At 66.6% G+C, this 20,495-nt stretch carries 21 protein-coding genes; 14 read left to right on the top strand and 7 right to left on the bottom strand.

Annotated features, from left to right (window positions below; translation table 11 throughout):
* Window positions 1–14: 14 nt before the first annotated feature.
* The 4 genes from ACH2CY_RS07765 (at window position 15) to ACH2CY_RS07780 (ending at window position 6,237) form a co-directional block, all read left to right on the top strand.
* Window positions 15–665 carry a protein phosphatase CheZ gene (locus tag ACH2CY_RS07765; protein WP_395017850.1) on the top strand — a complete coding sequence of 217 codons (651 nt, stop codon included), beginning with the start codon at window positions 15–17 and terminating at the stop codon, window positions 663–665.
* 7 nt (window positions 666–672) lie between these two features.
* On the top strand, window positions 673–1,410 hold the full coding sequence (locus ACH2CY_RS07770) for a flagellar motor protein MotB (protein WP_395017851.1): 738 nt from the start codon (window positions 673–675) through the stop codon (window positions 1,408–1,410).
* A complete protein-coding gene (locus ACH2CY_RS07775) occupies window positions 1,410–2,072 on the top strand; it encodes a flagellar motor protein MotB (RefSeq protein ID WP_395017854.1) in 663 nt (220 codons plus the stop codon). The genes ACH2CY_RS07770 and ACH2CY_RS07775 overlap by 1 nt, the downstream gene beginning before the upstream one ends.
* 124 nt (window positions 2,073–2,196) lie before the next feature.
* Window positions 2,197–6,237, top strand: a complete 4,041-nt coding sequence (locus tag ACH2CY_RS07780; RefSeq protein WP_395017857.1) for a hypothetical protein — start codon at window positions 2,197–2,199, stop codon at window positions 6,235–6,237.
* 79 nt (window positions 6,238–6,316) lie between these two features.
* Here the strand turns inward: ACH2CY_RS07780 and fliP are convergent, their stop codons facing one another.
* The 4 genes from fliP to ACH2CY_RS07800 form a co-directional block, all read right to left on the bottom strand.
* The gene (gene fliP / locus ACH2CY_RS07785; RefSeq protein WP_395018235.1) at window positions 6,317–7,072 is read right to left on the bottom strand and encodes a flagellar type III secretion system pore protein FliP; all 756 of its coding nucleotides are present in this window, start codon (window positions 7,070–7,072) and stop codon (window positions 6,317–6,319) included.
* 5 nt (window positions 7,073–7,077) lie between these two features.
* Window positions 7,078–7,407 (bottom strand): FliO/MopB family protein, encoded by a 330-nt coding sequence (locus tag ACH2CY_RS07790; protein WP_395017860.1) that lies wholly within the window; start codon window positions 7,405–7,407, stop codon window positions 7,078–7,080.
* A 155-nt stretch (window positions 7,408–7,562) separates the two neighbouring features.
* Window positions 7,563–7,892 (bottom strand): hypothetical protein, encoded by a 330-nt coding sequence (locus tag ACH2CY_RS07795; protein ID WP_395017862.1) that lies wholly within the window; start codon window positions 7,890–7,892, stop codon window positions 7,563–7,565.
* A complete protein-coding gene (locus tag ACH2CY_RS07800; RefSeq protein ID WP_395017864.1) occupies window positions 7,889–8,356 on the bottom strand; it encodes an EscU/YscU/HrcU family type III secretion system export apparatus switch protein in 468 nt (155 codons plus the stop codon). The genes ACH2CY_RS07795 and ACH2CY_RS07800 overlap by 4 nt, the downstream gene beginning before the upstream one ends.
* A gap of 230 nt (window positions 8,357–8,586) precedes the next feature.
* Between ACH2CY_RS07800 and ACH2CY_RS07805 the strand changes: the two genes are divergently transcribed.
* From ACH2CY_RS07805 to flhB, 6 genes are all read left to right on the top strand, one after another.
* A complete protein-coding gene (locus ACH2CY_RS07805; RefSeq protein ID WP_395017867.1) occupies window positions 8,587–8,991 on the top strand; it encodes a flagellar basal body rod protein FlgB in 405 nt (134 codons plus the stop codon).
* Between the two features lie 13 nt (window positions 8,992–9,004).
* Entirely contained in the window at window positions 9,005–9,412 is a 408-nt protein-coding gene (gene flgC, locus ACH2CY_RS07810) for a flagellar basal body rod protein FlgC (protein ID WP_395017870.1), read from the top strand.
* 89 nt (window positions 9,413–9,501) lie between these two features.
* Complete coding sequence (fliE, locus tag ACH2CY_RS07815; protein ID WP_395017872.1) at window positions 9,502–9,822, top strand: flagellar hook-basal body complex protein FliE; 321 nt, start codon at window positions 9,502–9,504, stop codon at window positions 9,820–9,822.
* Between the two features lie 183 nt (window positions 9,823–10,005).
* Window positions 10,006–10,266, top strand: coding sequence for a flagellar biosynthesis protein FliQ (fliQ, locus tag ACH2CY_RS07820; RefSeq protein WP_395017875.1), 261 nt, complete (start codon window positions 10,006–10,008; stop codon window positions 10,264–10,266).
* A 7-nt stretch (window positions 10,267–10,273) separates the two neighbouring features.
* Window positions 10,274–11,047, top strand: coding sequence for a flagellar biosynthetic protein FliR (locus ACH2CY_RS07825; RefSeq protein ID WP_395017876.1), 774 nt, complete (start codon window positions 10,274–10,276; stop codon window positions 11,045–11,047).
* 9 nt (window positions 11,048–11,056) lie between these two features.
* Entirely contained in the window at window positions 11,057–12,121 is a 1,065-nt protein-coding gene (gene flhB / locus ACH2CY_RS07830) for a flagellar biosynthesis protein FlhB (RefSeq protein ID WP_395017879.1), read from the top strand.
* On the opposite strand, the gene ACH2CY_RS07835 is transcribed toward flhB, so the two are convergent.
* Window positions 12,118–12,315, bottom strand: coding sequence for a hypothetical protein (locus tag ACH2CY_RS07835; protein ID WP_395017880.1), 198 nt, complete (start codon window positions 12,313–12,315; stop codon window positions 12,118–12,120). The genes flhB and ACH2CY_RS07835 overlap by 4 nt on opposite strands.
* A 179-nt stretch (window positions 12,316–12,494) precedes the next feature.
* On the opposite strand from ACH2CY_RS07835, the gene ACH2CY_RS07840 reads away from it, so the two are divergent.
* Window positions 12,495–14,483 carry a BTAD domain-containing putative transcriptional regulator gene (locus tag ACH2CY_RS07840; protein ID WP_395017882.1) on the top strand — a complete coding sequence of 663 codons (1,989 nt, stop codon included), beginning with the start codon at window positions 12,495–12,497 and terminating at the stop codon, window positions 14,481–14,483.
* A 22-nt stretch (window positions 14,484–14,505) separates the two neighbouring features.
* Here ACH2CY_RS07840 and ACH2CY_RS07845 read toward each other — a convergent pair whose 3' ends face one another.
* The gene (locus ACH2CY_RS07845; protein WP_395017884.1) at window positions 14,506–15,075 is read right to left on the bottom strand and encodes a class I SAM-dependent methyltransferase; all 570 of its coding nucleotides are present in this window, start codon (window positions 15,073–15,075) and stop codon (window positions 14,506–14,508) included.
* A 112-nt stretch (window positions 15,076–15,187) separates the two neighbouring features.
* Between ACH2CY_RS07845 and ACH2CY_RS07850 the strand changes: the two genes are divergently transcribed.
* Both ACH2CY_RS07850 and ACH2CY_RS07855 read left to right on the top strand, forming a co-directional pair.
* Window positions 15,188–15,844: an ArsR/SmtB family transcription factor gene (locus ACH2CY_RS07850; RefSeq protein WP_395017886.1), complete on the top strand. Its 657-nt coding sequence runs from the start codon at window positions 15,188–15,190 to the stop codon at window positions 15,842–15,844.
* Entirely contained in the window at window positions 15,841–16,677 is an 837-nt protein-coding gene (locus tag ACH2CY_RS07855; RefSeq protein ID WP_395017889.1) for a nucleoside phosphorylase, read from the top strand. Before ACH2CY_RS07850 ends, ACH2CY_RS07855 begins: the two co-directional genes overlap by 4 nt.
* Here ACH2CY_RS07855 and ACH2CY_RS07860 read toward each other — a convergent pair.
* On the bottom strand, window positions 16,674–17,756 hold the full coding sequence (locus ACH2CY_RS07860) for a hypothetical protein (RefSeq protein WP_395017891.1): 1,083 nt from the start codon (window positions 17,754–17,756) through the stop codon (window positions 16,674–16,676). The genes ACH2CY_RS07855 and ACH2CY_RS07860 overlap by 4 nt on opposite strands.
* Window positions 17,757–18,022: 266 nt before the next feature.
* On the opposite strand from ACH2CY_RS07860, the gene ACH2CY_RS07865 reads away from it, so the two are divergent.
* The gene (locus tag ACH2CY_RS07865) at window positions 18,023–20,488 is read left to right on the top strand and encodes a response regulator (RefSeq protein WP_395017894.1); all 2,466 of its coding nucleotides are present in this window, start codon (window positions 18,023–18,025) and stop codon (window positions 20,486–20,488) included.
* The last annotated feature ends 7 nt before the right edge of the window (window positions 20,489–20,495 follow it).

The following is a 20,495-nucleotide window of genomic DNA, read 5'->3' on the forward strand; positions in this document are numbered from 1 at the left end:
CCGGGAGAACAAATATGTCTGGTGCGGTTCCCGCCGAACTGGTTGCCAAGCTCAGCGCGCTGAAGACGCGCATGCCGAGCTATACCAAGGACGAAATCCAGGAGGTCGTCACCGAGATGCTTTCCAGCATGGAAGGCGATCTCTCGGAGATGAACCTGAAGCTCTACGCCGAGGTCGAATCCCTCGCGCGCTACATCGTGACGGCGAAGAGCGAGATCGCGGCGCTCCGCCCCGACGAGATCATGAGCGACCACATTCCGAGCGCCACCGACGAGCTCGACGCCATCGTCGGCTCGACCGAGGAGGCGACCAACGGCATCCTCCAGGCGATGGAATCGCTCGAGGGCCTGACCGCGGAGATGGATCCCGCGATGGCCGAGAAGGTCACCGAGGCGGTCACCCTGGTTTATGAATCCTGCAACTTCCAGGACATCACGGGCCAGCGCATCACCAAGGTGGTGAAGGCGCTGAAGCATATCGAATCCAAGGTCGATGCCCTGGTCGCCGCCTTCGGCGACGAGATCTCCAAGTACAAGGCCGCGCACCCGACCCCGGAGAAGGCCGAGGACAAGATGAGCGACGCCGCCCTGCTGAACGGCCCGCAGCTCGCGGCCAATGCCGGCAAGCAGGACGACATCGACGCGCTGCTGGCCAGCTTCGACTGAGGCGGCCTTGACCACCGGCGCCGCCGAATACAGCAACGGAGCCGCCGCTTCCCCGGAAAGCGATCCATCCACGCATGAGGCGCGCGTCGCCGAACTGAAGGCGGCGATGCCGCAATGGTTTGATGCCGCCGCCGGCCTGAAGCAGCACGGCGTCGCGCGCAATCCCAGCCTGCCGACCCTGGTCGGGCTGCTGATCCTGGTCATGTGCTTCTTCATCGTGCTTACCAGCATCTCGATGCGCAACGAGAAGCGCGAGGCGTCGGTGATGTCGGGTCTCGCCCGCGCCTTCTCCGACACCGGCTTGGCGCCCTCGACGCCGGTCGGCGAGGAAGCGGAGACGCGCAAGCTGCTCGGCGATCTTCGCGCCTCCTTGAACGCCGAGGTGCCGCTGGTCACCGGCGTCAAGCCCGAGACCGCCGACGAATACGTGCTCACCCTGCCGCGCCGCCTGGTGTTCGAAGGCGAGAGTGGCAAGCTCGCTTCCGGCTTCGACGGCATTCTTGCCCAGGCTATGCACGCCTTGAAGACCGGCCCCGCCGACTTCGCCTACGAGGTCGAGGTCGCCTTGAGCGCGCCCCGCATGGATGACGCCGCGATCGTCGGCGCCAGCGCCGTCGGCGCCGCCTTGCGCGAAGCCGGCTTCGCCAACGACGCCGCTTCGGTCAGCCTCATCCCGGGCGACGGCCAGCAGATCTCGCTCACGATCCGGCTCCGCCCCAACGCGCGCATCCCGGGGGCCCCGTGATGATCCCGAGTGGCCCCAAGCCCGATCTGCTTTCGTCGATACCGGCGCCGACCGAGACGCCGCAGCCGCCCTGGCTGATGACTTTCGCCGATTTCGTGAGCTGCCTCTTGGCCAGCTTCGTCCTGCTTTATTCCCTCGTGGCCGTGGATCGTGCGAAGTTCGACCGGCTGATGGAGGGCATGCCCGGCCGCCAGGTGGTCGAGGACATCCCCGGCAGCGCCGACCGCGCGATGGCGGTGGCGCCGAGCGACGAGGGCCGCAACGTCGATTACCTCGCCTCGGTGATCAAGGCCAAGCTGGAGCATGATCCGGCCTTGGCCAATATCGCGGTCAGGAGCGAGGGCGACCGCGTCATCCTGCGGCTTCCGCCCAAGGATCTGCTGTCCGTCGGCAGCGCCGGCCAAGCGGCCGGGCAGGACCTGGTCTTTGCCGTCGGCGGCGCGCTCGGCACCGTGCCCAACACGATCGCGGTCGAGGTCCGGCCCGACCGGCCGGCCGAGTTCACCGCCGGCCTCACCTATGCCGTCCGCCTCGCCCAGCGCCTCGAACAGGCGGGGGCCGCCGGCCCGATTGCCGCCCGCACCCGCCTGACCGCGCCGGGGGAGGCCGCCGGCATCGACCTCATCGTCTTCGACAAGGCCCCGGTCGCCTCCAATCCGTAAGCGCCCCAATCCGTAAGCCGGCGACTCCACAATCCCGCCAAAGACTTAGCCGGCGAAGCCCGGTATGATGCTGGCACGCTCTGTGCTCCTCCGATTCGTGCAGATCTCAAGAGATTCCGGGTCGATGACTGAACCGCACTTCCGCAGGATTGCCCGAACGCTGGTCGCCGCATGGCACACCGGTCTCGTGGCGGTCGCCTGCCTGGTGGTGGTCTCGGCTGGCGCGCTGGCGCAGACGGTCCCGGCCCGCGGCGGCCTGCACGAGGATTTCGGCCGCCTGGTGATCGACTTCCCCGGCGCGGTCGCGACCGACATCTCGGGCGAGGGCGATCGCCTCGAGCTGCGCTTCGACCGCGCGCACAGGATCGACCTCGCCGAAGCCGCCTCCACGCTCAAGGACTACATCACCAAGGCGACGCTCTCGCCGGACAACAAGCGCCTGACCTTGAGTTTCCACGGCCCGGTCACCTGGCAGGCCTTCAACGACGGCGCCAAGCTGGCGCTCGACTTCGCCTTCGCCGACGATGCCAGCCAGCGGGAATTCGACAACGGCCCCGATGCCACCGCGCGCGCCGTCAAGACCGCCGGCGCGACGCAGCCCGCCACCAACGGGACGGCCGCCCCAGGGTCCGCCCCGGGGACGGCGCAGCCTGCGCCTGCCGCGGTGAAGCTGCGCAGCGGCGAGCACCAGGGCTATTCGCGCCTCGCCTTCGATTGGCCGAAGGACGTGCGCTACACCATCAAGCAGACCGGCAACCAAGCCGAGCTCATCTTCGCCAGCCCCGGCGCGATCGATCTCGAGAAGGTCGCCGGCGACCTGCCGCCGCGGATCGATGGGATGAGCGCGGATGCCACCGCGAGCGGCCTCACCGTGAAGCTCGCGTTGAAGCCCGGCATGGTGCTGCGCGACTTCAGCAGCGGCAACACCGTCGTGCTCGACGTCTACGACCGCGACGCCGCCAACCTGCCGAAGGAAAAGCCGGCCGCGCCCACGCCGGTCCCCGCCGAAGTCGCGAGCGCGCAACCCGAGCCCGCGCAACCGCAGACCCCGGCGGAGCCGGGGCTGCAGGACATCCCGGCGGAGATTCCGACCACCCAGCCGGCAGCGCCCCAACCCGCAGCAACACAACCCGCAGCGCCCCAGCCGGAAGCGCCGAAGGTCGCCGCCGCGGTGCCCGAGCCTGAGCTCGCGCCGCAACTGCAATCGGCCCTGCCGGAAGTCGCCGCGCCGAAGCCGGCGCCGACCACCGCCGGCGTCTCCGGCCCCGGCGTCGCGACGCCGGTGACCGCGGCGCCGCCGACCGCCTTCGAGCCGCCGCGGGTCGCGCCGCCCGCGGTCAATGTTAAAGTCAAAGCCTTGCCTCTTTCCGATGGCGCCACCCTCTTCTTCGATTGGCCGAAGCCGGTGGCGCTGGCGGTGTTCCGCCGCGGCGACGCGCTCTGGCTGGTCTTCGATCGCCCGGGCAAGGCCGACCTGAAGCCGCTTGCCCGCGTCGAGAAGGAGATCGGCAAGGTCGAGCCGGTGCCCACCAACTTCGCGCTGGCCTTGCGCATCACCGGCGGCGCCGCGGCTTCGCCGAAGACCGAACCGGAGGGCGCGCGCTGGAAAGTGACGCTGCGTCCTGGCCAAACAATCGCGCCGGCGGAGGCGCTGCAGCAGAGCCGCGAGACCTTGCCGAACGGCGGCACCAGCCTGATCGTCCGGGTGATCGCCGCCGGCGCCGCCATCGATCTCGAGGATCCGGCCGACCGCGGCAAGCTGGTGGTGACGCCGACTCAGCGCGCCGGCGCCGGGATCGAGCGGCAGTCCGATTGGCCCGACTTCAAGCTGCTGCCGAGCCACCAGGGCGTGGTGGTGGCCTTGCTCAACGACCGGCCGAAGGTCACCGCCAGCCCCAACGGCGTCGTCATCACCACGCCGCCGCAAGCCGTTGCCGAAGCGGCGCCGGAGACCGCGCCTGCCGCAACGCCGCCCGAGCCGCCGAAGCCGGAGCAACCCGCGGAAGCCGCGCCGGCGGAGACAGCGCCTGAGGAGTCCGCGCCGGCGCCGACTCCCGAAGGCGGACCGCCGCCGCCGGTCGTGGTCTCGGTGCCGAAGGCGCTGCCCACCACCGCCAGCCTGTTCGACATGAAGAAGTGGCGACGCGGCGGCGACGCCAGCTTCGTGGAAGAGAACAAGGCGTTGCGGGACAAGATCGAGGCCGCATCGCCCGGCGACAAGAACCGTGCGCTGCTCGAGCATGCGCAGTTCCTGCTGGCCAACGGCCGCGCCCCGGAAGCGGCGGGGCGGATCAACGAGATCCTGGATGCCGACCGCAACGCCCAGAACAACCCGCTGATCATGGCGATCGGCGCCGCGGCCGAGACCATGCACGGCGCCTACGACCGCGCCGAGCGGCTGATGGCGGCGCCGGCGCTGCACAATGTGCCCGAAGCCAACCTGATGGCCGCCTATATCGCCGCCAAGCGCGGCGACGATGCGGCGGCGGCGAAGATCTTCAGCGGCGCCTTGCCCGACATCTCGGATTACCCGAACCCGTTCCGCAACGACGTCCGCCTGCTCGCCGCCCGCGCGCTGCTCGACAGCGGCGATCCGCTGACCGCGCAGAACTATCTCGATCCCTTGAAGCGCGACAAGCTCGATGCCACCACCGAGGCGCATGCCGCCTTCCTCGACGCTTTGCGCCAGCAGAAGATCGGCCAGAAGGAAGGGGCGCTCGCCACCTGGGAGAAGCTGACCGACAGCCCGATCGACGAGATCAAGGCGCGCTCGACCTTCGAGGTGGTTTCGCAGCAGCTCGAGGAGAAGAAGATCGATCCCAAGGACGCGGTCGCCAAGCTCGAGACTTTGCGCTTCCTCTACCGCGGCGATACCTTCGAGTTCGATCTGCTGAGCAAGCTCGGCCACCTCTATTTCGACGTCGCGCAGCCGCGCAAGGGCCTGATCACCTTGCGCCAGGCCGCGACCCATTTCCCCGATCACCCGAAGGCAAAGCAGGCCGCCGACGACATGACGGCCGAGTTCCGCGGCCTCTATCTCGGCGGCCGGGCCGACCAGCTTTCGCCCCTGACGGCAGTGGCGCTCTACGACGAGTTCCGCGAGCTGACCCCGCCGGGCGCCGAAGGCGACCGCATGATCGCGGCGCTCGCCGACCGGCTGGTGAAGGTCGACCTGCTCGACCGCGCCGGCGACCTGCTCGACCGCCAGGTGAAGACCCGGCTCTCCGGCGCCGCGAAGGTGGGGGCGGGGACGCGGCTCGCCGCGGTGCGCCTGCTGGACGACAAGCCCGACGCCGCGCTGAAGGCGCTCGGCGAGACCGAGAATCCCGCCGCGACCGCGCCGGAGCTGCAGGCCCAGCGCCAGCGCCTCAAGGCCCGCGCGCTGTTCGACACCGGCGAGACCCTGCGCGGCCTCGGCCTGATCGAAAGCGACGGCAGCCTGGAAGGCCTCTGGCTGAAGTCCGACATGTATTGGAAGCTGCGCGAATGGCCGTCCGCGGCCGACGCGCTCGGCGAGCTCATCACCGCCGAGCAGGCCAAGCGCCTCGCCGAGGTGAAGGGGCCGGCGCCGGACGACATCGCCGCCAATCCCGCCTCGGTCTTGAATCAATCGGGGCTCGACAAGGCGCTGGCGGATGCCCAGGCCGCCGCGGCCGCCGACGCGACCCAGCCGGCCCCGGCGGATGCCGATCCCAACGCGCCCGCACCGGCCGCCGGCGATGCGGCAGCCGCGGACGCGGCGCCGGCGCAGAAACCTTTGCTCGACCCGGTGCTGTCGGCGCTGATCCTGAAACGCGCCGTCGCCTTGTCGCTCGCCAACGATCGCCGCGGCATGAAGGACCTCGCGCGGATGTTCGGCAAGCAGATGGACACCACGATGCTGGCGAAGCCGTTCCGCGTGCTGACCTCGCCGGACAGCGGCCTCACCGAATCCATCACCGCGCAGATGAAGAGCGTCGACCAGCTCGGCGTCTTCGTCGAGGAATACCGCAAGATCCTCCAGGCCGAGGCCTTGAGCACCGCCACCGAGCCCGCCACCGACATGGGCCCAATGGCCCCGCTCGACAAGCCCGCGGAGACGTCGGGCTCCGGCGCACCGGCGACGCAGGCGCCCACCGCCCCGGACCAGACCGCCGGCCAGCCCACGCAACCCGCCGGGCAGTAGCGATGAAAGCTCCCTCTCCCGGAGGGAGAGGGCTGGGTGAGGGTCTTGAGGCTGCGTGAGGCGACGCCTGAAAGCGCCGCTATCCCGCCGGGTTGAAACTTCGCACCAGGCTGCCGGCGATCAGGTACCAGCCGTCCACCATCACGAAGAAGATCAGTTTGAAGGGCAGGGCGATCATCACCGGCGGCAGCATCATCATGCCCATCGCCATCAGCACTGAGGCGACCACCATGTCGATGATCAGGAACGGGAGATAAACCAGGAAGCCGATCTCGAAGGCGCGGCGGAGCTCGCTCAGCATGAAGGCCGGGATCAGCGCCTTCAGCGGCGTGTCGTCCGGGGTGGCGATCGGGCCGACATTGGCCATGTCGACGAAGAGGGCGAGGTCCTTCTCCCGCACCTGCGCCAGCATGAAGGAGCGGAACGGTGCCACGCTGCGGGTGAAGGCCTGTTCCTCGGTGATCTGCTCGTCCATCAGCGGCTTGACGCCGTTGGTGTAGGCCTGCTCGAAGGTCGGCGCCATCACGAAGGCAGTCAGGAACATGGCGAGGCTCACCAGCACCATGTTGGGCGGCGTGCCGGTGGCGCCGATCGCCGAGCGCAGGATCGACAGCACCACGACGATGCGGGTGAACGAAGTCACCATCACCAGGATGCCCGGTGCGAGGCTCAGCACCGTCATCAGCGCGACCAGCTGGATCACCTTGCCGGTGAAGGCGCCGCGCTCGCCCGGACCCATGTCCAGGGTGACGCTCTGGGCCAAAGCCGGATGGATCAGCAGCAGCAAGGCACCGAGACCGAAAACACCCGAGAAGATCCAGGCGGCAAGACGCATCTGCTTCACTGGCCGCGCTCCTCTTTGATCTCCTCGGCCTTGACCAGCGCCTTGAAGCTCTGCCGCGTCTTGGGATCGGCGGCAATGCCGGATTCGATCAGCGTGTTGGTGTTGGGCCCGACCAGCACCAGGTGCTCGACCTCGTCGCGCCGCACCAGGATCAGCCGGTGCTTCGGCCCGAGGAAGGCGGTCTCGACGATCCCGAGCCGCTTGCCCTTGCCGGCGACCGCGCTGCCGCTGATGCCCGAACGCTTCAGCACCCAGCCCAAAGCCAGCACCAGGCCGAGCACGAAGATCAGGACCAGAATGAAACGGAGATAAGTGTCGAATTCCATGGAGAGCTAGCAGGCTGCTTTCATTGCGTGGCACCCCCACCCCAACCCTCCCCCGAAGTCGGGGGAGGGAGTCACGGGCGCGATGCAAAGCCCTCCCCCATCTTTGGGGGAGGGTTGGGTGGGGGTGCCACAAATTCGGTGTGCCGCCAGAGCCATCACCCGTCCGACCGCTCGCTGCGATAGGCGACCTGGGCGCGCAGGCGCCGGTCGGCCTGCTGCAGGTCGAGCGCCAGGTTCACGTTGCGCTTCCGCAAGGTCAGCTCGAGGTGATTGAGCGCTTCCACCAGATGCTCCAGGCGGGGGAGCAGCGGGTTCGGCCGCTCGACCTCTTCCTTGTCGTGGAGTGCATCGGTCAGCACCGCGATCTTCAAGGCCAGCACGTCGAGCTCGACGATCTGCCCGGCCTCGGCCATCTGCTGCGCGCCTTCGATCATGGCGGCCAGCTGGTCGATCGATTCTTCCAGTTGATGTCCGGTCGCGGTCATCGCACCGCTCCTCCCTCAATGCTGGCTGCTTCGCTGCCGGTCTCGGCGTCTTCGCTGCCGGCGCGGCCGTCCAGGACCTTGCCGTTGAGGCGATAGAGATAGGAGAGGATCTCGGCGACGGCGGCCAGCGCGTCGGTCGGGATCACGCTGTCGACCTCCAGGGTCGAGAGGATCTGGGCGAGGTCGGGATCCTCGCGCACCGGGATCCCGCGCTCGAAGGCGATCTGCAGGATCTGCTCCGCGACGGCGCCCTTGCCGGTGGCGGCGACGCGCGGCCCGGCCTTGGGGTCGAGCTTGCCGCCCTTCTTGTAGTCGAGCGCGATCGCGATCGGCGCCCGGGGCTTGGGGTCGCCCCAGCGCGGCCGCGGCGGGCCGATCGGGTCCTCGGGCCCAGGGGAGGGCTCCGGCTTGGAACCTTGTTTACTCCCCGATTTGTTACCGGGGTCGCGGTCGGAAGAGGCCATGGAAGCTCCCTTTTGCCGCCGCAGCATCGCATCGCTTGCTTAATGCCGGGTTAATGGCGGGGTGGAGGTTGCCAGCAAAACCCCGTCGAATCAAAGACTTCCCGGGCGGCGGTGCTAAGTCCCGGATTTAGCGCAAAATTTGCCTAGCATTTTAGGCAAATTAACGGGCCGTTAAGGGGTGTGGGGCATGATGCCGGCGAACGCGGAAAGGCTGCGGGCGACCGGATTCGATGGACCTCTTCAAGATACCACTCTTCCAGCGCCTGACCGAGCGGATGAATTGGCTCGGCGCCCGCGAGAAGGTGATCGCCACCAACATCGCCAACTCGGACACGCCGCAGTACCAGCCCAAGGACGTGGTGCCGCTGGATTTCGGCGACCATCTGAAGAAGCTGGCGGCGGTCGAGCCGGAGCGCACCAACCCCAAGCATATCGCCGGCACCATCCCGGCCGCCGACCCGGTGGATTCCAAGAAGCAGAAGAAGACCTACGAGACGGCGCCCGCCGGCAACTCGGTCGTGATCGAGGAGCAGATGATGAAGCTCTCGCAGACCCAGGCGGATTACAGCCAGATCACCAATCTCTATCGCAAGCATGTGGACATGCTGAAGACCGCGATCGGTCGCGGCGTGTAACAGGAGCCTGGTCATGGACCTCATGGAATCGCTGATGATCTCCGCCGCCGGCATGCGGGTGCAGGGCGAGCGGCTGCGGGTCATCTCGGAGAACATCGCCAACGTGGATTCGGTCTCCGAGGTCCCGGGCGGCGATCCCTACCGCCGCAAGACCATCACCTTCAAGAACGCGCTCGACCGCGAGATGGGCGTCAGCCTGGTCAAGGTGAAGAAGGTCGGCCTCGACCCTTCGGAGTTCACCCGCAAATACGACCCGAACAACCCGGCCGCCGACCAGGCCGGCTACGTGAAGCTGCCCAACGTCAACACGCTGATCGAGATGAACGACATGCGCGAGGCGCAGCGTTCCTACGAAGCGAACCTGAAGGTGATCGAAGTGTCGCGCGGCATGCTCCAGCGCACCATCGATCTGCTGCGGTGAAGACTCTCTTGGCTACGTCCTCCTCCACCGTCTTCGGGGGAGGATTGAGGAGGGGGTGCCGCGTGATAGATAGAGCCAAGGACTAAGAAATGGCCAACACCTCGATCAACAACGCCGTCGCCGCCTACGCCAATGCCGCCAAGGCGCTGACCGGCGCGGTCGATGGCGACAACGGCGCCGTCACGGCGGCCGGCGAGACTTTCGGCGACCTGCTGCAGAAGGCGGCCACGGATTCGGTCAAGACCGGCGCCGAATCGGAAAAGCAGTCCTTGCTCGCGACCGCCGGCAAGGCCAATGTCACCGATGTGGTGACGGCGGTCTCCGCGGCCGAAGTGACCCTCCAGGCGGTCACCGCCGTCCGCGACAAGGCGGTCGCCGCCTACCAGGAAATCCTGCGGATGCCGATCTAAGGATGCATCGAGTGTGTGGCACCCCCACCCAACCCTCCCCCGAAGTCGGGGGAGGGCCATCTTCTTCTCCCTCCCCCATCTTTGGGGGAGGGCCATCTTCTTCTCCCTCCCCCATCTTTGGGGGAGGGTTGGGGAGGGGGTGCCCCGCAATGACTCTCTCCGCGTAAGTGGAGCGACCCAACCATGGATGAAGCGGCGCTTCTGGAAGTCAGCCGGGATGCGGTGGTCGTGGTGCTGAAGATCGGCACGCCGATCATGCTGATATCGCTCATCGTCGGCCTGGTCATCTCGCTGTTCCAGGCCTTGACTCAGATCCAGGAAGCGACCTTGACCTTCGTGCCGAAGATCCTGGTGGTCTTCGTCTCCCTGCTGCTGCTGGCGCCTTTCATGCTGCATGTGCTCGTCGATTTCACCGAGCAGATCATGCAGCGCATCGTCGGCTAGGTCCTCCATGCCCCCGGGCGAGACCCTGGAAACGCTGCTGAACGGCAGCATCTTCCAGTTCTTCATGGTGTTCTGCCGGGTGGGCTCGGCGGTCATGCTGCTGCCCGGCTTCGGCGAGGCCTATGTGCCGCCCCGGGTGCGGTTGGTATTCGCGCTGATGTTCAGCCTCGCCTTGATGCCGATGCTGGCCGACAAGGTCCCGGTCCTGCCCGCCGATCTCGACCGCTTCGTCATGGCCTTGACCAGCGAGATCTTCATCGGCCTGTTCTTCGGCAGCCTCTGCCGCATCATCATGATGGCGGTGCTCTCGGCCGGCAGCATCATCGCCTTGCAGACCGGCATCGCCAACGCGCTCTCGGTCGATCCGACCACCGCGCAGCAGGCCGCGGTCACCGGCAACTTCCTGGTGGTCGTGACCCTGGTGCTGATCTTCTCGACCGGCCTCGACCATACCAGCCTCAAGGCCCTGGTCGGCACCTACGCGGTGATGCCGCCGGGCCGGTTGCCACCGCTCGGCGACTTCGCCAATTTCGACGCCCGCGCCGTCGCCGACAGCTTCACCCTGGCAATCCAGATGTCGGCGCCGTTCCTGGTCTACGGCCTGGTCTTCACCGGCGCCATGGGCCTGCTCGCGCGCCTGATGCCGACCCTGCAGGTCTTCTTCGTCGCGATGCCGGCGCAGCTCCTGATCGGCCTTGGCCTGCTGGCGGTGACGCTTTCCTCGATGATGATCTGGTTCCTCGATACCTACGAGCGCCAGCTGGCGCCCTTCGTCCCGTGAAGGTGAACGATGGCCGCTGACGACGACTCACAAAAAACCGAAGACCCAACCGGGCGAAAACTCCAGGAAGCGCGGGAGCAGGGCCAGGTCGCGAAATCGCAGGAGGTCAACAACCTCCTGATGATCCTCGCCCTCACCATCTCGGTCATCGTGTTCGGCGGCTCGATGGCGCGCGACATCGTCAACATGTCGCTGCCCTTCATCGAGACGCCCGACATGGTGCCGACCGACCTCGGCCACCTGACCACCATGGGCTGGAAGCTGCTGGGGCTGGTGCTGCTGGCCGGGGCGGCGCCGCTGGTGCTGGCCTTGTTCGCCGCCTTCTTCTCCGGCTATCTCCAGTTCGGCCTGCTGCTCTCCAGCGAGGGTCTGATGCCGAGCCTGGAGAAGATCTCGCCGATGGCGGGACTGAAGCGCATCTTCTCGCTGCGCTCCTTCGCCGACTTCATCAAGGGCCTGCTGAAGCTCGCCATTGTCGGCGGCATCGTCTACGCGGTGATCACGCCTTCGGTCGGCGACCTGCACAAGCTGATCGGCATGGAGATCGTCCAGATCCTCGGCGTCATCACCGACTTGCTGGCCCGGCTGCTGCTCACTGTCTTCTCCGCGATGGTAGTGATCACCGCGGCCGACGTCTTCTATCAGCGCTACGAGCACATCAAGGGCCTGCGCATGTCGCGCCAGGAGATCAAGGACGAGATGCGCGAGAGCGAAGGCGACCCGATGGTGAAGGGCCGCTTGCGCCAGCTGCGCATGGAGCGCGCCCGCAAGCGCATGATGGCCGAGGTGCCGAAAGCCGACGTGGTCGTCACCAACCCGACGCATTACGCCGTGGCGCTGAAATACGACGCCCAGATGGCCTCGCCGAAGGTGGTGGCCAAAGGCGTCGACAAGGTGGCGCAGAAGATCCGCGAGATCGCCAAGGAAAACGACGTGCCGGTGGTCGAGAACCCGCCGCTCGCGCGCGGGCTCTATGCCGCGGTCGAGGTCGACCAGGAGATCACCCCGGAATTCTACAAGGCCGTCGCCGAAGTCATCGGCTACATCTACCGCCTGAAGCGGAAGAAACTCTAGGACCGCGCCAAGAGAAGTGCTGACAGCAGCAAATGGCGGAGTGGTGCCAGGCGCTTGCGTGGGGCTCCCTGTCGGTAGGCAAGAGGTTCGGTCGTCTCGCGCTCTGCCGTCTCGGCCGGAGCGGCCCGCTTGGGCAAAGCGCCGAGGCCGAATGGCACCAGAGTCGAGTATTCGTCGAGCAGGTCGAAGCGCATCGCCGTTCTCCCTTCTGACGGAACGCCGTGTGCTGTTCCGTGAAGGCTATTCTCTCGATGCGCCGTCAGCCGACCGACAATCCGCGCGTCAGTCCTTTGTCAATATTGCGTCAATTATGCTAGCGTGACGTCCATTCGCCCTGTCAGGGGACCAGATAACCGGCCTTGGATGAGCTTTCATGACGGGTTTCCGGTTCCAACTTCTGGGCCCGCCCAAGTTTCAGACCCTGGCGGGCAATCCGGTGACGATCCGCTCGCGCAAGGGGACGGGGCTGCTGGCCTGTCTTGCCCTTGCAGACGGTCAGCCGGTCGGCCGAGATCACGTTTGCGCGCTGCTGTGGTCGGACCGGCAGACTACCCAGGCTCGGGCCAGCTTGCGCCAGTTGCTCGTCGATCTTCGCCAGGATTTCGGCCAGGCGAGGCAGGTCCTCGATACCGAGACCGACGGCGTCATCTCGTTCTATGAATCGGCGGCGATCGCTTCCGATATCGGAGAGTTTCACCGGCATCGCCGGGGCGACGACCGGCAGAGCCTGGAGCAAGCATTCGCGCTGCGGCGCGGTCAGTTTCTCGAAGGTTTGGCGCCCGAAGATTCAATTTTTGCCGATTGGCTGGAAGACAACCGCCGGGCGCTCGACAATCTCTGGTGCGAGGCGACGACAAGGCTGCTCCGCGTTCTGGAGCGCGACGGCGACCATCGTCGAAGCCAGGATGTCGCCGGTCGCTTACTGTCTGTCGATCCACTCTGCGAGCTGGCTCACCAGTCGGTGATCCGGGCGCATGTCGCCATGAACAACCGCAGCCTTGCGCTCAGACATTATCAGGAGTTTCGCGAGAAGCTCGATCGGGAGTTGGGAGTGGAGCCCGACGCGTTGACTCGATCGATCGTTCTCGATGCGCCTGTACAGTGCAGCGTTCCAAGCTCATCCGCCGCCGCGTCGCCGCTTGTTGTCCGGCCTCGCGTGCCAAAGGCTTCAATCGCCGTTCTGCCGTTCGAACAATCCGGTGGCGATCCGCAGGATCTTCATTTCGCTGCGGGCCTCACCGAAGACCTCAGCACCGAGCTTTCCCGTTTCGCGGACCTTGCGGTCATTGCTCAGGCGTCGGCAAGGCAACATGCCCAGGCGGACGAAGGCAGATCGAGCGGCCTTGATGCCGAGTATATGGTTCGCGGCAGCGTCCGCCGCGCGGAGCAGCGTGTCCGCATCACCGCGAGCCTCGTTCATGCTGCCGATGGCGTGACGCTGTGGTCCGAAAGGTTTGACCGGGTTTTTGCGGATTTATTCGCGCTTCAGGACGACATCGTCCGCCGCGTCGTCACCGTGCTGTCTGCGCGCGTCCAGGCCTTCGAAATGGAGAAGGTTCTGCAAAAGCCGCCCATCGGATACGAGGCCTATGACTTGTTCCTGAAAGCCAGATTCCAGCAGCGCGATTGCAAGAAGGAGGGCATCCTGGCGGCGCGGACCTTGCTTCGCGAGGCCATCGCCCGCGAGCCGCGATTCGCATCCGCCCATGCGGAATTGTCTCTAGGATACTCTTACGAACACCAGAGCGACTGGAGCACGGATCTCGATCTCGCCAGGCGGGAAGCGATCGCCGCCGCGGAGCAGGCGATTGCGATCGATCCTACGAACAGCAATGGGCATCGCGCCCTTGCAGAGGCGCAGTTCTACTGCAACCGGAATTTCGATGTCGCCAAAGCGCAGGCCGAGATAGCGCTGGTTCAGAATCCCAACGACCAGTTCAGCATGTGTCTGCTGGGTTTCGCCTTTGCCTGCAATGGGCATGCGACGGAGGGTCAACGCTATTCCCTGGAATCACTCAAGCTCAACCCGCTTGTATCCGATCCCTGTCTCTTTGCGATTGCCGTCGGGGCTTACTTCGAAGGCGGCTTTGCTGATGCGGCGAGCGGGTTTGCCCGCGTGGCTCGAACGATCGATGAGGCTCACGCCTTTCGGGCGGCATCGCTCTGGAATCTCGGCCAGGCTGACGCGGCGCGCGACGCCATGCAGCACTTCATGTCGCTGAAGCGCGGGAAGATGGCGGACTACCCCGGTGACGACGTGGACGAATGGCGCGCGTATCTCCTGCGTATTCTGCCGATTGCCGATTCCGATCGCCGAGAGGAACTCTTTGAAACCTTTCGGCGTGCGGGACTGCCGGTGTGAGCAGCGCCGAGAGGGGTCCCAGTCAGTCACCAGCGCGTATCACGATCCCGTAGTGATAGGGCGCGAGGTTGACGATCTGTGCGCACTGGAATCCCGCTGCCTCCGCGATCGCGCGCACCGCTTCTGCTGAGATGCGCATCTCGGTGCCGGGCCCGCGGGGCTTGCCGAGGACGGTCGTGGTTTCGCGTGGGAGCGGGTGCCAGTTGACGATGCCGAACAGGCCGCCAGGTCGGAGGACGTCGCGCATCGTGCGAAAGAGCGCTGGCTTGTCCGGAACGCCGTGAAACGTGTTGGCCATGAGCACGTAGTCGATCGGCTCCGGGATAAGCTCCGCTGCCAAATCGGCATCGGCGCAGAACCATTGCCGTACGGATGCGCCTTGTCGAGCGACTTCGATTTGCGCGGAGCGGATCATCGTCGGGTCATTGTCCAGAGCATACGCTTGGCCATTGACGAGCGCAGCCAAGGGCGCCGTGAAGTAGCCGTCGCCACAGCAGAGGTCCAAGGCCGACATCCAAGGCTCGATCCCCAGCGCCCGCAGTGTCGCCGTGGGATCAGGCCACAATGCGGCCCACCAGTCGCGGTCGGGCATGGATGTTCCGGGGAACGAAGGACTCACCAAACCTCCGCGTGAACCGTGCAAATGACATAATCAATTATTTTAGATATTGCTTGAATACTTGTGCAAGGCTAAAGTCTGGATCATGGCTGGCGCGAAATCACGGCTATTCGACCAATTTGCCGAGCTGGCCCGGGTCCTCGGTCACGCCCACCGGCTCGGGCTCCTCGAGCACGTCTCGCAAGGGGAACGCTCAGTGGAGCGGTTGGCGGAGCTTGCCGGGCTTTCGGTCGCGAACACCTCCCAGCATCTTCAGCACTTGCGCCGCGGCGGCTTCGTGCAGTCGCGTCGCGACGGCAACCGCGTCCTCTATCGGCTTGGCAATGGGCCGGTACTGGACCTGTTGGCGTCGCTGAGACTCTATGCGGAGAGAAGCAGCGCCGAAGTGCGCGAAATCGTCGGCGACTACTTCACCAGGCTCGATCAGCTCGAGCCGGTCTCTCGCGAGGCGTTGGTCGAGCGGTTGCACGACGGAAGCGTGACGCTGCTGGACCTGCGCCCTGAGGACGAGTTTGCGCTCGGGCATCTGCCGGGCGCACTCAACTTCCCGCTCGATCAACTGGAGCAACGTCTGAAAGAGCTCCCGAAGAAGCAGGAGATTGTCGCGTATTGCCGGGGACCCTATTGCGTGCTGTCGTTCGAGGCCGTCGCCATGCTGCGCGCCAAAGGCTTCAAGGTGCGCAGGCTTGAGGACGGGTTTCCGGAATGGAAGGCAGCAGGGCTGGAAGTCGAGGCGGCGTGACCAAGCAGGGCCCGGATAAGGCGTGGCTGCCGGAAGGAAATGCCACGGTCCCGATCCTTCAGGACAAGGACCACACCGCCCCTTCGGTGTTTATTCCCGAGGCCTTGTTGCGCGAGGCTCGCCGCCAGAAGGGCTTGCCCACAGATACGGTTCCCGAAGTGTGTGTCCTCGACCCGGACGGCGATATCGTCCGTCGGTTAACGAAGACCGGTGTTGCGAAGCGGGACCCCAATTGGGCCTGTTATCATACGGACCTGTACCGTCACACGCAGGGGGGCACGGAGCTTGGCTTCATCGGCTGCGCCGTCGGTGCGTCCTTCGCGGTGCTCCTGGCCGAGCAACTCTTCGCGTCTGGATGCCGCTTTCTCATCAGCATGACCTCCGCCGGGCAGCTTGCCACGCTCCGGCCGCCGCCTTACTTCGTGCTCATCGACCGGGCGCTTCGTGACGAGGGAACGAGCTATCACTATCTGCCGGCGACGGAGTTCGCGCATGCGGATCGCGGCTTGATCGATCTCATGGAAGGCGCCTTCGCGCATGTCGGCCAGCCGGTCGAACGCGGCGGGACCTGGACGACGGATGCGCCGTTCCGCGAGACCGAGGCCGCGGTTGCGGCCATGCGCCAACGTGGGCTCCTGGCGGTGGAAATGGAGGCGGCGGCTCTCTATGCCTTCGCCGAGTCGCGTCGGCGGGACGTGCTTTGCTTCGCCCATGTCACCAACCAGATGGCGCAGGTCCATGGTGACTTTGAGAAAGGCGAAGCCGACGGTACCACCGACGCGCTTGCGGTGATCGCGACCGCAGCCCGGGTTTGGCGCACGAGAGCGGTCTAGAGATCCCGGTGCCGGCCGCCGATCGTCGCGGCGTAGGACGAGACGAAGGCGCCGATCAGCATCGCGACCACGGTCCACATCGCCAGGGCGGCGCCGGCCTTGCGGGCGGCATCGGCGGCTTCCTTGGCCTTGGTCGCGGCTTCGTCCGCTGCGGCCTTCACCTTGGCCGTGACTTCGTCGATCCGCTTCTCGGCATCCTGCTGCGACATGCCGGTACGCTGTGCGATCAGCTGCGCCATGTAGGTCTTATCCTCGGGCGCCAGCGTCAGCGTGCCGTCCCTGAAGCTGGTTGCCGCGATCCGCAGGATCTCGCCGCGCGCCTGCCGCTGGTCAGCGGCCTGGTCGCCCATCGGCATCGGCATCGGCGCCGGCATCGTCGTGGTGCCCGGCGTCGTCGTCGTGCCGCCGGTCGTCGTATCGGTGGTCGAGCCCGTGGCGCTCGTGGTCGTATCGGTACCCGTGACGGCGCCTTGCGAGGCGGCACCCTGCGCGCCGGCCGGGCGGAACAGCAGATCGACGTAGTAATCCATCGGGTTGCCGCGCATCGCTTCCATGCCGCCGCCCCGCGGACCCGCCGCCATCATGCCGGGCGCGGTCGCGGCCGCCGCCGTGCCGGCGCCGGCGATCGCGGCGCCGCCGACGGCGCCACCGACTTCCGCCGTGCCGCGCGCGACCTGCCCGGCGACGCTGGCGACCAGGCAGATGAAGACCAGGGTGCCGAGCGCCCAGGTCACCAGGCCATGCGCGGTGTCGCGGAAATAGACCTCGTCGCCGTGCATGTTGGCCCATTTGGTGCGCAGCCGGCCGGCCAGGTAGCCGCCGACGCCGAAAGCCGCGGCCTCGATGATGATCGACCAGACGATCACGCCGATGCCGACCGTCTCGGCCGAGGCGCCCTCATTGGACCAGGGCGAGACGGCGATCAGGCCGAGCCCGGCGCCGAGTGTCCAGAGCAGCACTGTCAGCGCCGCGGCCGCTACGCCGCCGGCGATGATGGCGCCCCAGGAGACACCGGAGAAGCGCGACTCCACGCCCACGGGGTTGTTGATATAGGCGGGGGTGCCGGTGATGTCGGCCATCGCGCTCTCCTTGGTTTGCTTGGGGATCTAGCGCCAGAACAGCGCGAGCAGAATGATGATCGGCAGCGGGATGCCCAGCATCCAGAGCAGAAAACCGCGTCCCAATCCCATGATCATGTCCTCCGTTTGGTTTCGGGTCCTGTGTCGGAATAAGCGGCACCGAAGCGCTTGGTTCCGCAGCGTGGAAGCGTGGAATACCGCCATGCGCCGCGCGGCAAACTCGTCTAAACTCCGGCCGGTTTATGGGCAGCCGGGATTCGGGGATGATGCGGGCAGGGGTTTGGCAAGCAACGCAGCGGCTGGCACAGGCTGCGCTCCTCCTGCTGCTCTCCTCCGGCGCGGCGCTCGCCCAGGACGAGCCGACTTGGTTCGAGCGCAATTCCTGGGCGGCCGGGCCGGTGGCGGTGCTGCTGCTGCTGGCCGGCGCCGGCACCGCTCTGGCCTTGGCCAGGGCCGGGCGCCGCCGCGACCTGCTGATGCAGAGCTTCGACACGTCCGGCCAGGCCCGGCAGCTGGTCGGCCCGCACGGCCGGATCATCTTCGCCAACGCCGCCTATCGCCGGATCTTCGCCAACCACAACGTGCCGCTGCCCGAAGCGCTGGAGGCGCTGGTCGAATCCGGCTCCAGCTCCGCCGAGCTGCTGCGCCAGCTGCCGCGCACCGTCGCCGAGGCCGGCCGCGCCCGCGCTGAATTGCAGGTCAGGTTCCGCGACGGCGAGCTCGACTGGTTCGATGTCCAGGCGCAGCGGTTGAAGGGCGGCGACCATCACGTGCTGTGGAGCTGTGACATCGTCACCACCCAGCGCCAGATCGAGGAATACATCAGGAGCGACCACGAGAAATTCGCGGACCTGATCGAGCATGCGCCGATCGGCTTCTACTCGGTCGACGAGAAAGGCGACTTCCTGTTCGTCAACTCGACCCTGGCCGGCTGGCTCGGCTTGCAGGCGGAGCCCGGCGGGCATTTTCCGCAGAAGCTGCACGACATCCTGGCCGATCCGATCGCCGATAGCGCACCCGCCTTCAGCCCGTTCGGCGATCCCACGGCGCGCGGCGGGGAGGTGACCCTGCGCGGGCCGAACGGCCGCGCCTTCCAGGCCTTCATCCGCTTCGAGACCGTCTCCGCGCCGACCGGCGGCGACGGCGAGCGCGGCACGCCGAAGCTCCGCACCCGCTCCGCCGTCCACGATCTGACCCGCGAGCGCGCGCTGGAGCAGGCGGTCCGCTCCTCCGAGCAATACTTCAAGCGTTTCTTCGAGGAGGCGCCGACCGGAATCGCGCTGATCGATGCCTCCGGCCGGGTCGAGCAGGCCAACGAGGCGCTGGTCCAGCTGCTCTCCGGCGCCGACTGGCGCTCGAAATCGCTGATGGAGCTGGTCCATACCGACGACCGCCCGGCCTATGCCCGGCATTTCGCGGAGGTGATCCGCCATGGCAAGGCGCCGCCCTTGACCGTGCGGGTCTCCGGCGGCGAGCGGGCGCGCTATGTCACCATCTTCGCGTCAAGGCGGGAGGACAGCGCCGGCTCGCCCGGCTGCATCGCGCATTTCGTCGATTCCACCGAGGCGCGGCGGCTGCAGGAGCAGTTCGCCCAGTCGCAGAAGATGCAGGCGGTCGGCCTGCTCGCCGGCGGCATCGCCCATGACTTCAACAACCTCTTGACCGCGATGATCGGCTTCTGCGACCTGCTGCTGCTGCGGCACCGCGCCGGCGACCAGTCCTTCGCCGACATCATGCAGATCAAGCAGAACGCCAACCGCGCCGCCAATCTGGTGCGCCAGCTCTTGGCCTTCTCGCGCCAGCAGACCCTGCAGCCGCGCGTGCTCGACGTGACCGACGTGCTGGGCGAGCTCTCGCATCTGCTGCGCCGCCTGATCGGCGAGAATATCGAGCTGGAGATGATCCACGGCCAGGACCTGAAACCGGTCCGCGCCGATGCCGGCCAGCTCGAGCAGGTGATCATCAACCTCGCGGTCAATGCCCGCGACGCCATGCCGATGGGCGGCAAGCTCACCATCAAGACCCAGAACGTGAAGACCACCGAGACCATGCAGCGCGGCGCCGACGTGATGCCGCCCGGCTCCTATGTGATGCTGGAGATCGGCGACACCGGCACCGGCATCCCCAAGGACATCCTCGACCGCATCTTCGAACCCTTCTTCTCGACCAAGGAAGTGGGCTCGGGGACCGGCCTCGGCCTTTCGACCGTCTACGGCATCGTGCGCCAGACCGACGGCTTCGTCTTCGTGGACAGCGAGGTCGGCCGCGGCGCTACCTTCCGCATCTATCTGCCCGAGCATGCGCGCGCGCCCGGCGAGGCCACCCAGCGCCTCACCGGCGAGGCCGACGACCGCCGCGATCTGACCGGCATCGGCACGGTGCTCCTGGTCGAGGACGAGGACGCGGTCCGCCTGTTCAGCGCCCGCGCGCTCCGCAACAAGGGCTACAAGGTGCTGGAAGCCAGGAGCGGCGAAGCGGCGCTGGAGATCGTCACCGAGCATATGAAGGACATTGACCTCGTCATCAGCGACGTGGTGATGCCGCGGATGGACGGCCCGACCCTGATCAAGGAGCTCCGCACCCGCCGCCCCGACATCCGCGTGATCTTCATCTCCGGCTACGCCGAGGACGCGTTCAGGAAACGCGTCGACGCCGGCGAGGAAGCGCATTTCCTGATGAAGCCCTTTACATTGAAACAGCTCGCGGCGAAGGTGAAGGAAGTGCTGCCGTAGGGCGAAA

The organism is Dongia sp. (assembly GCF_041905885.1).
In the GTDB taxonomy this organism is placed as follows: domain Bacteria; phylum Pseudomonadota; class Alphaproteobacteria; order Dongiales; family Dongiaceae; genus Dongia.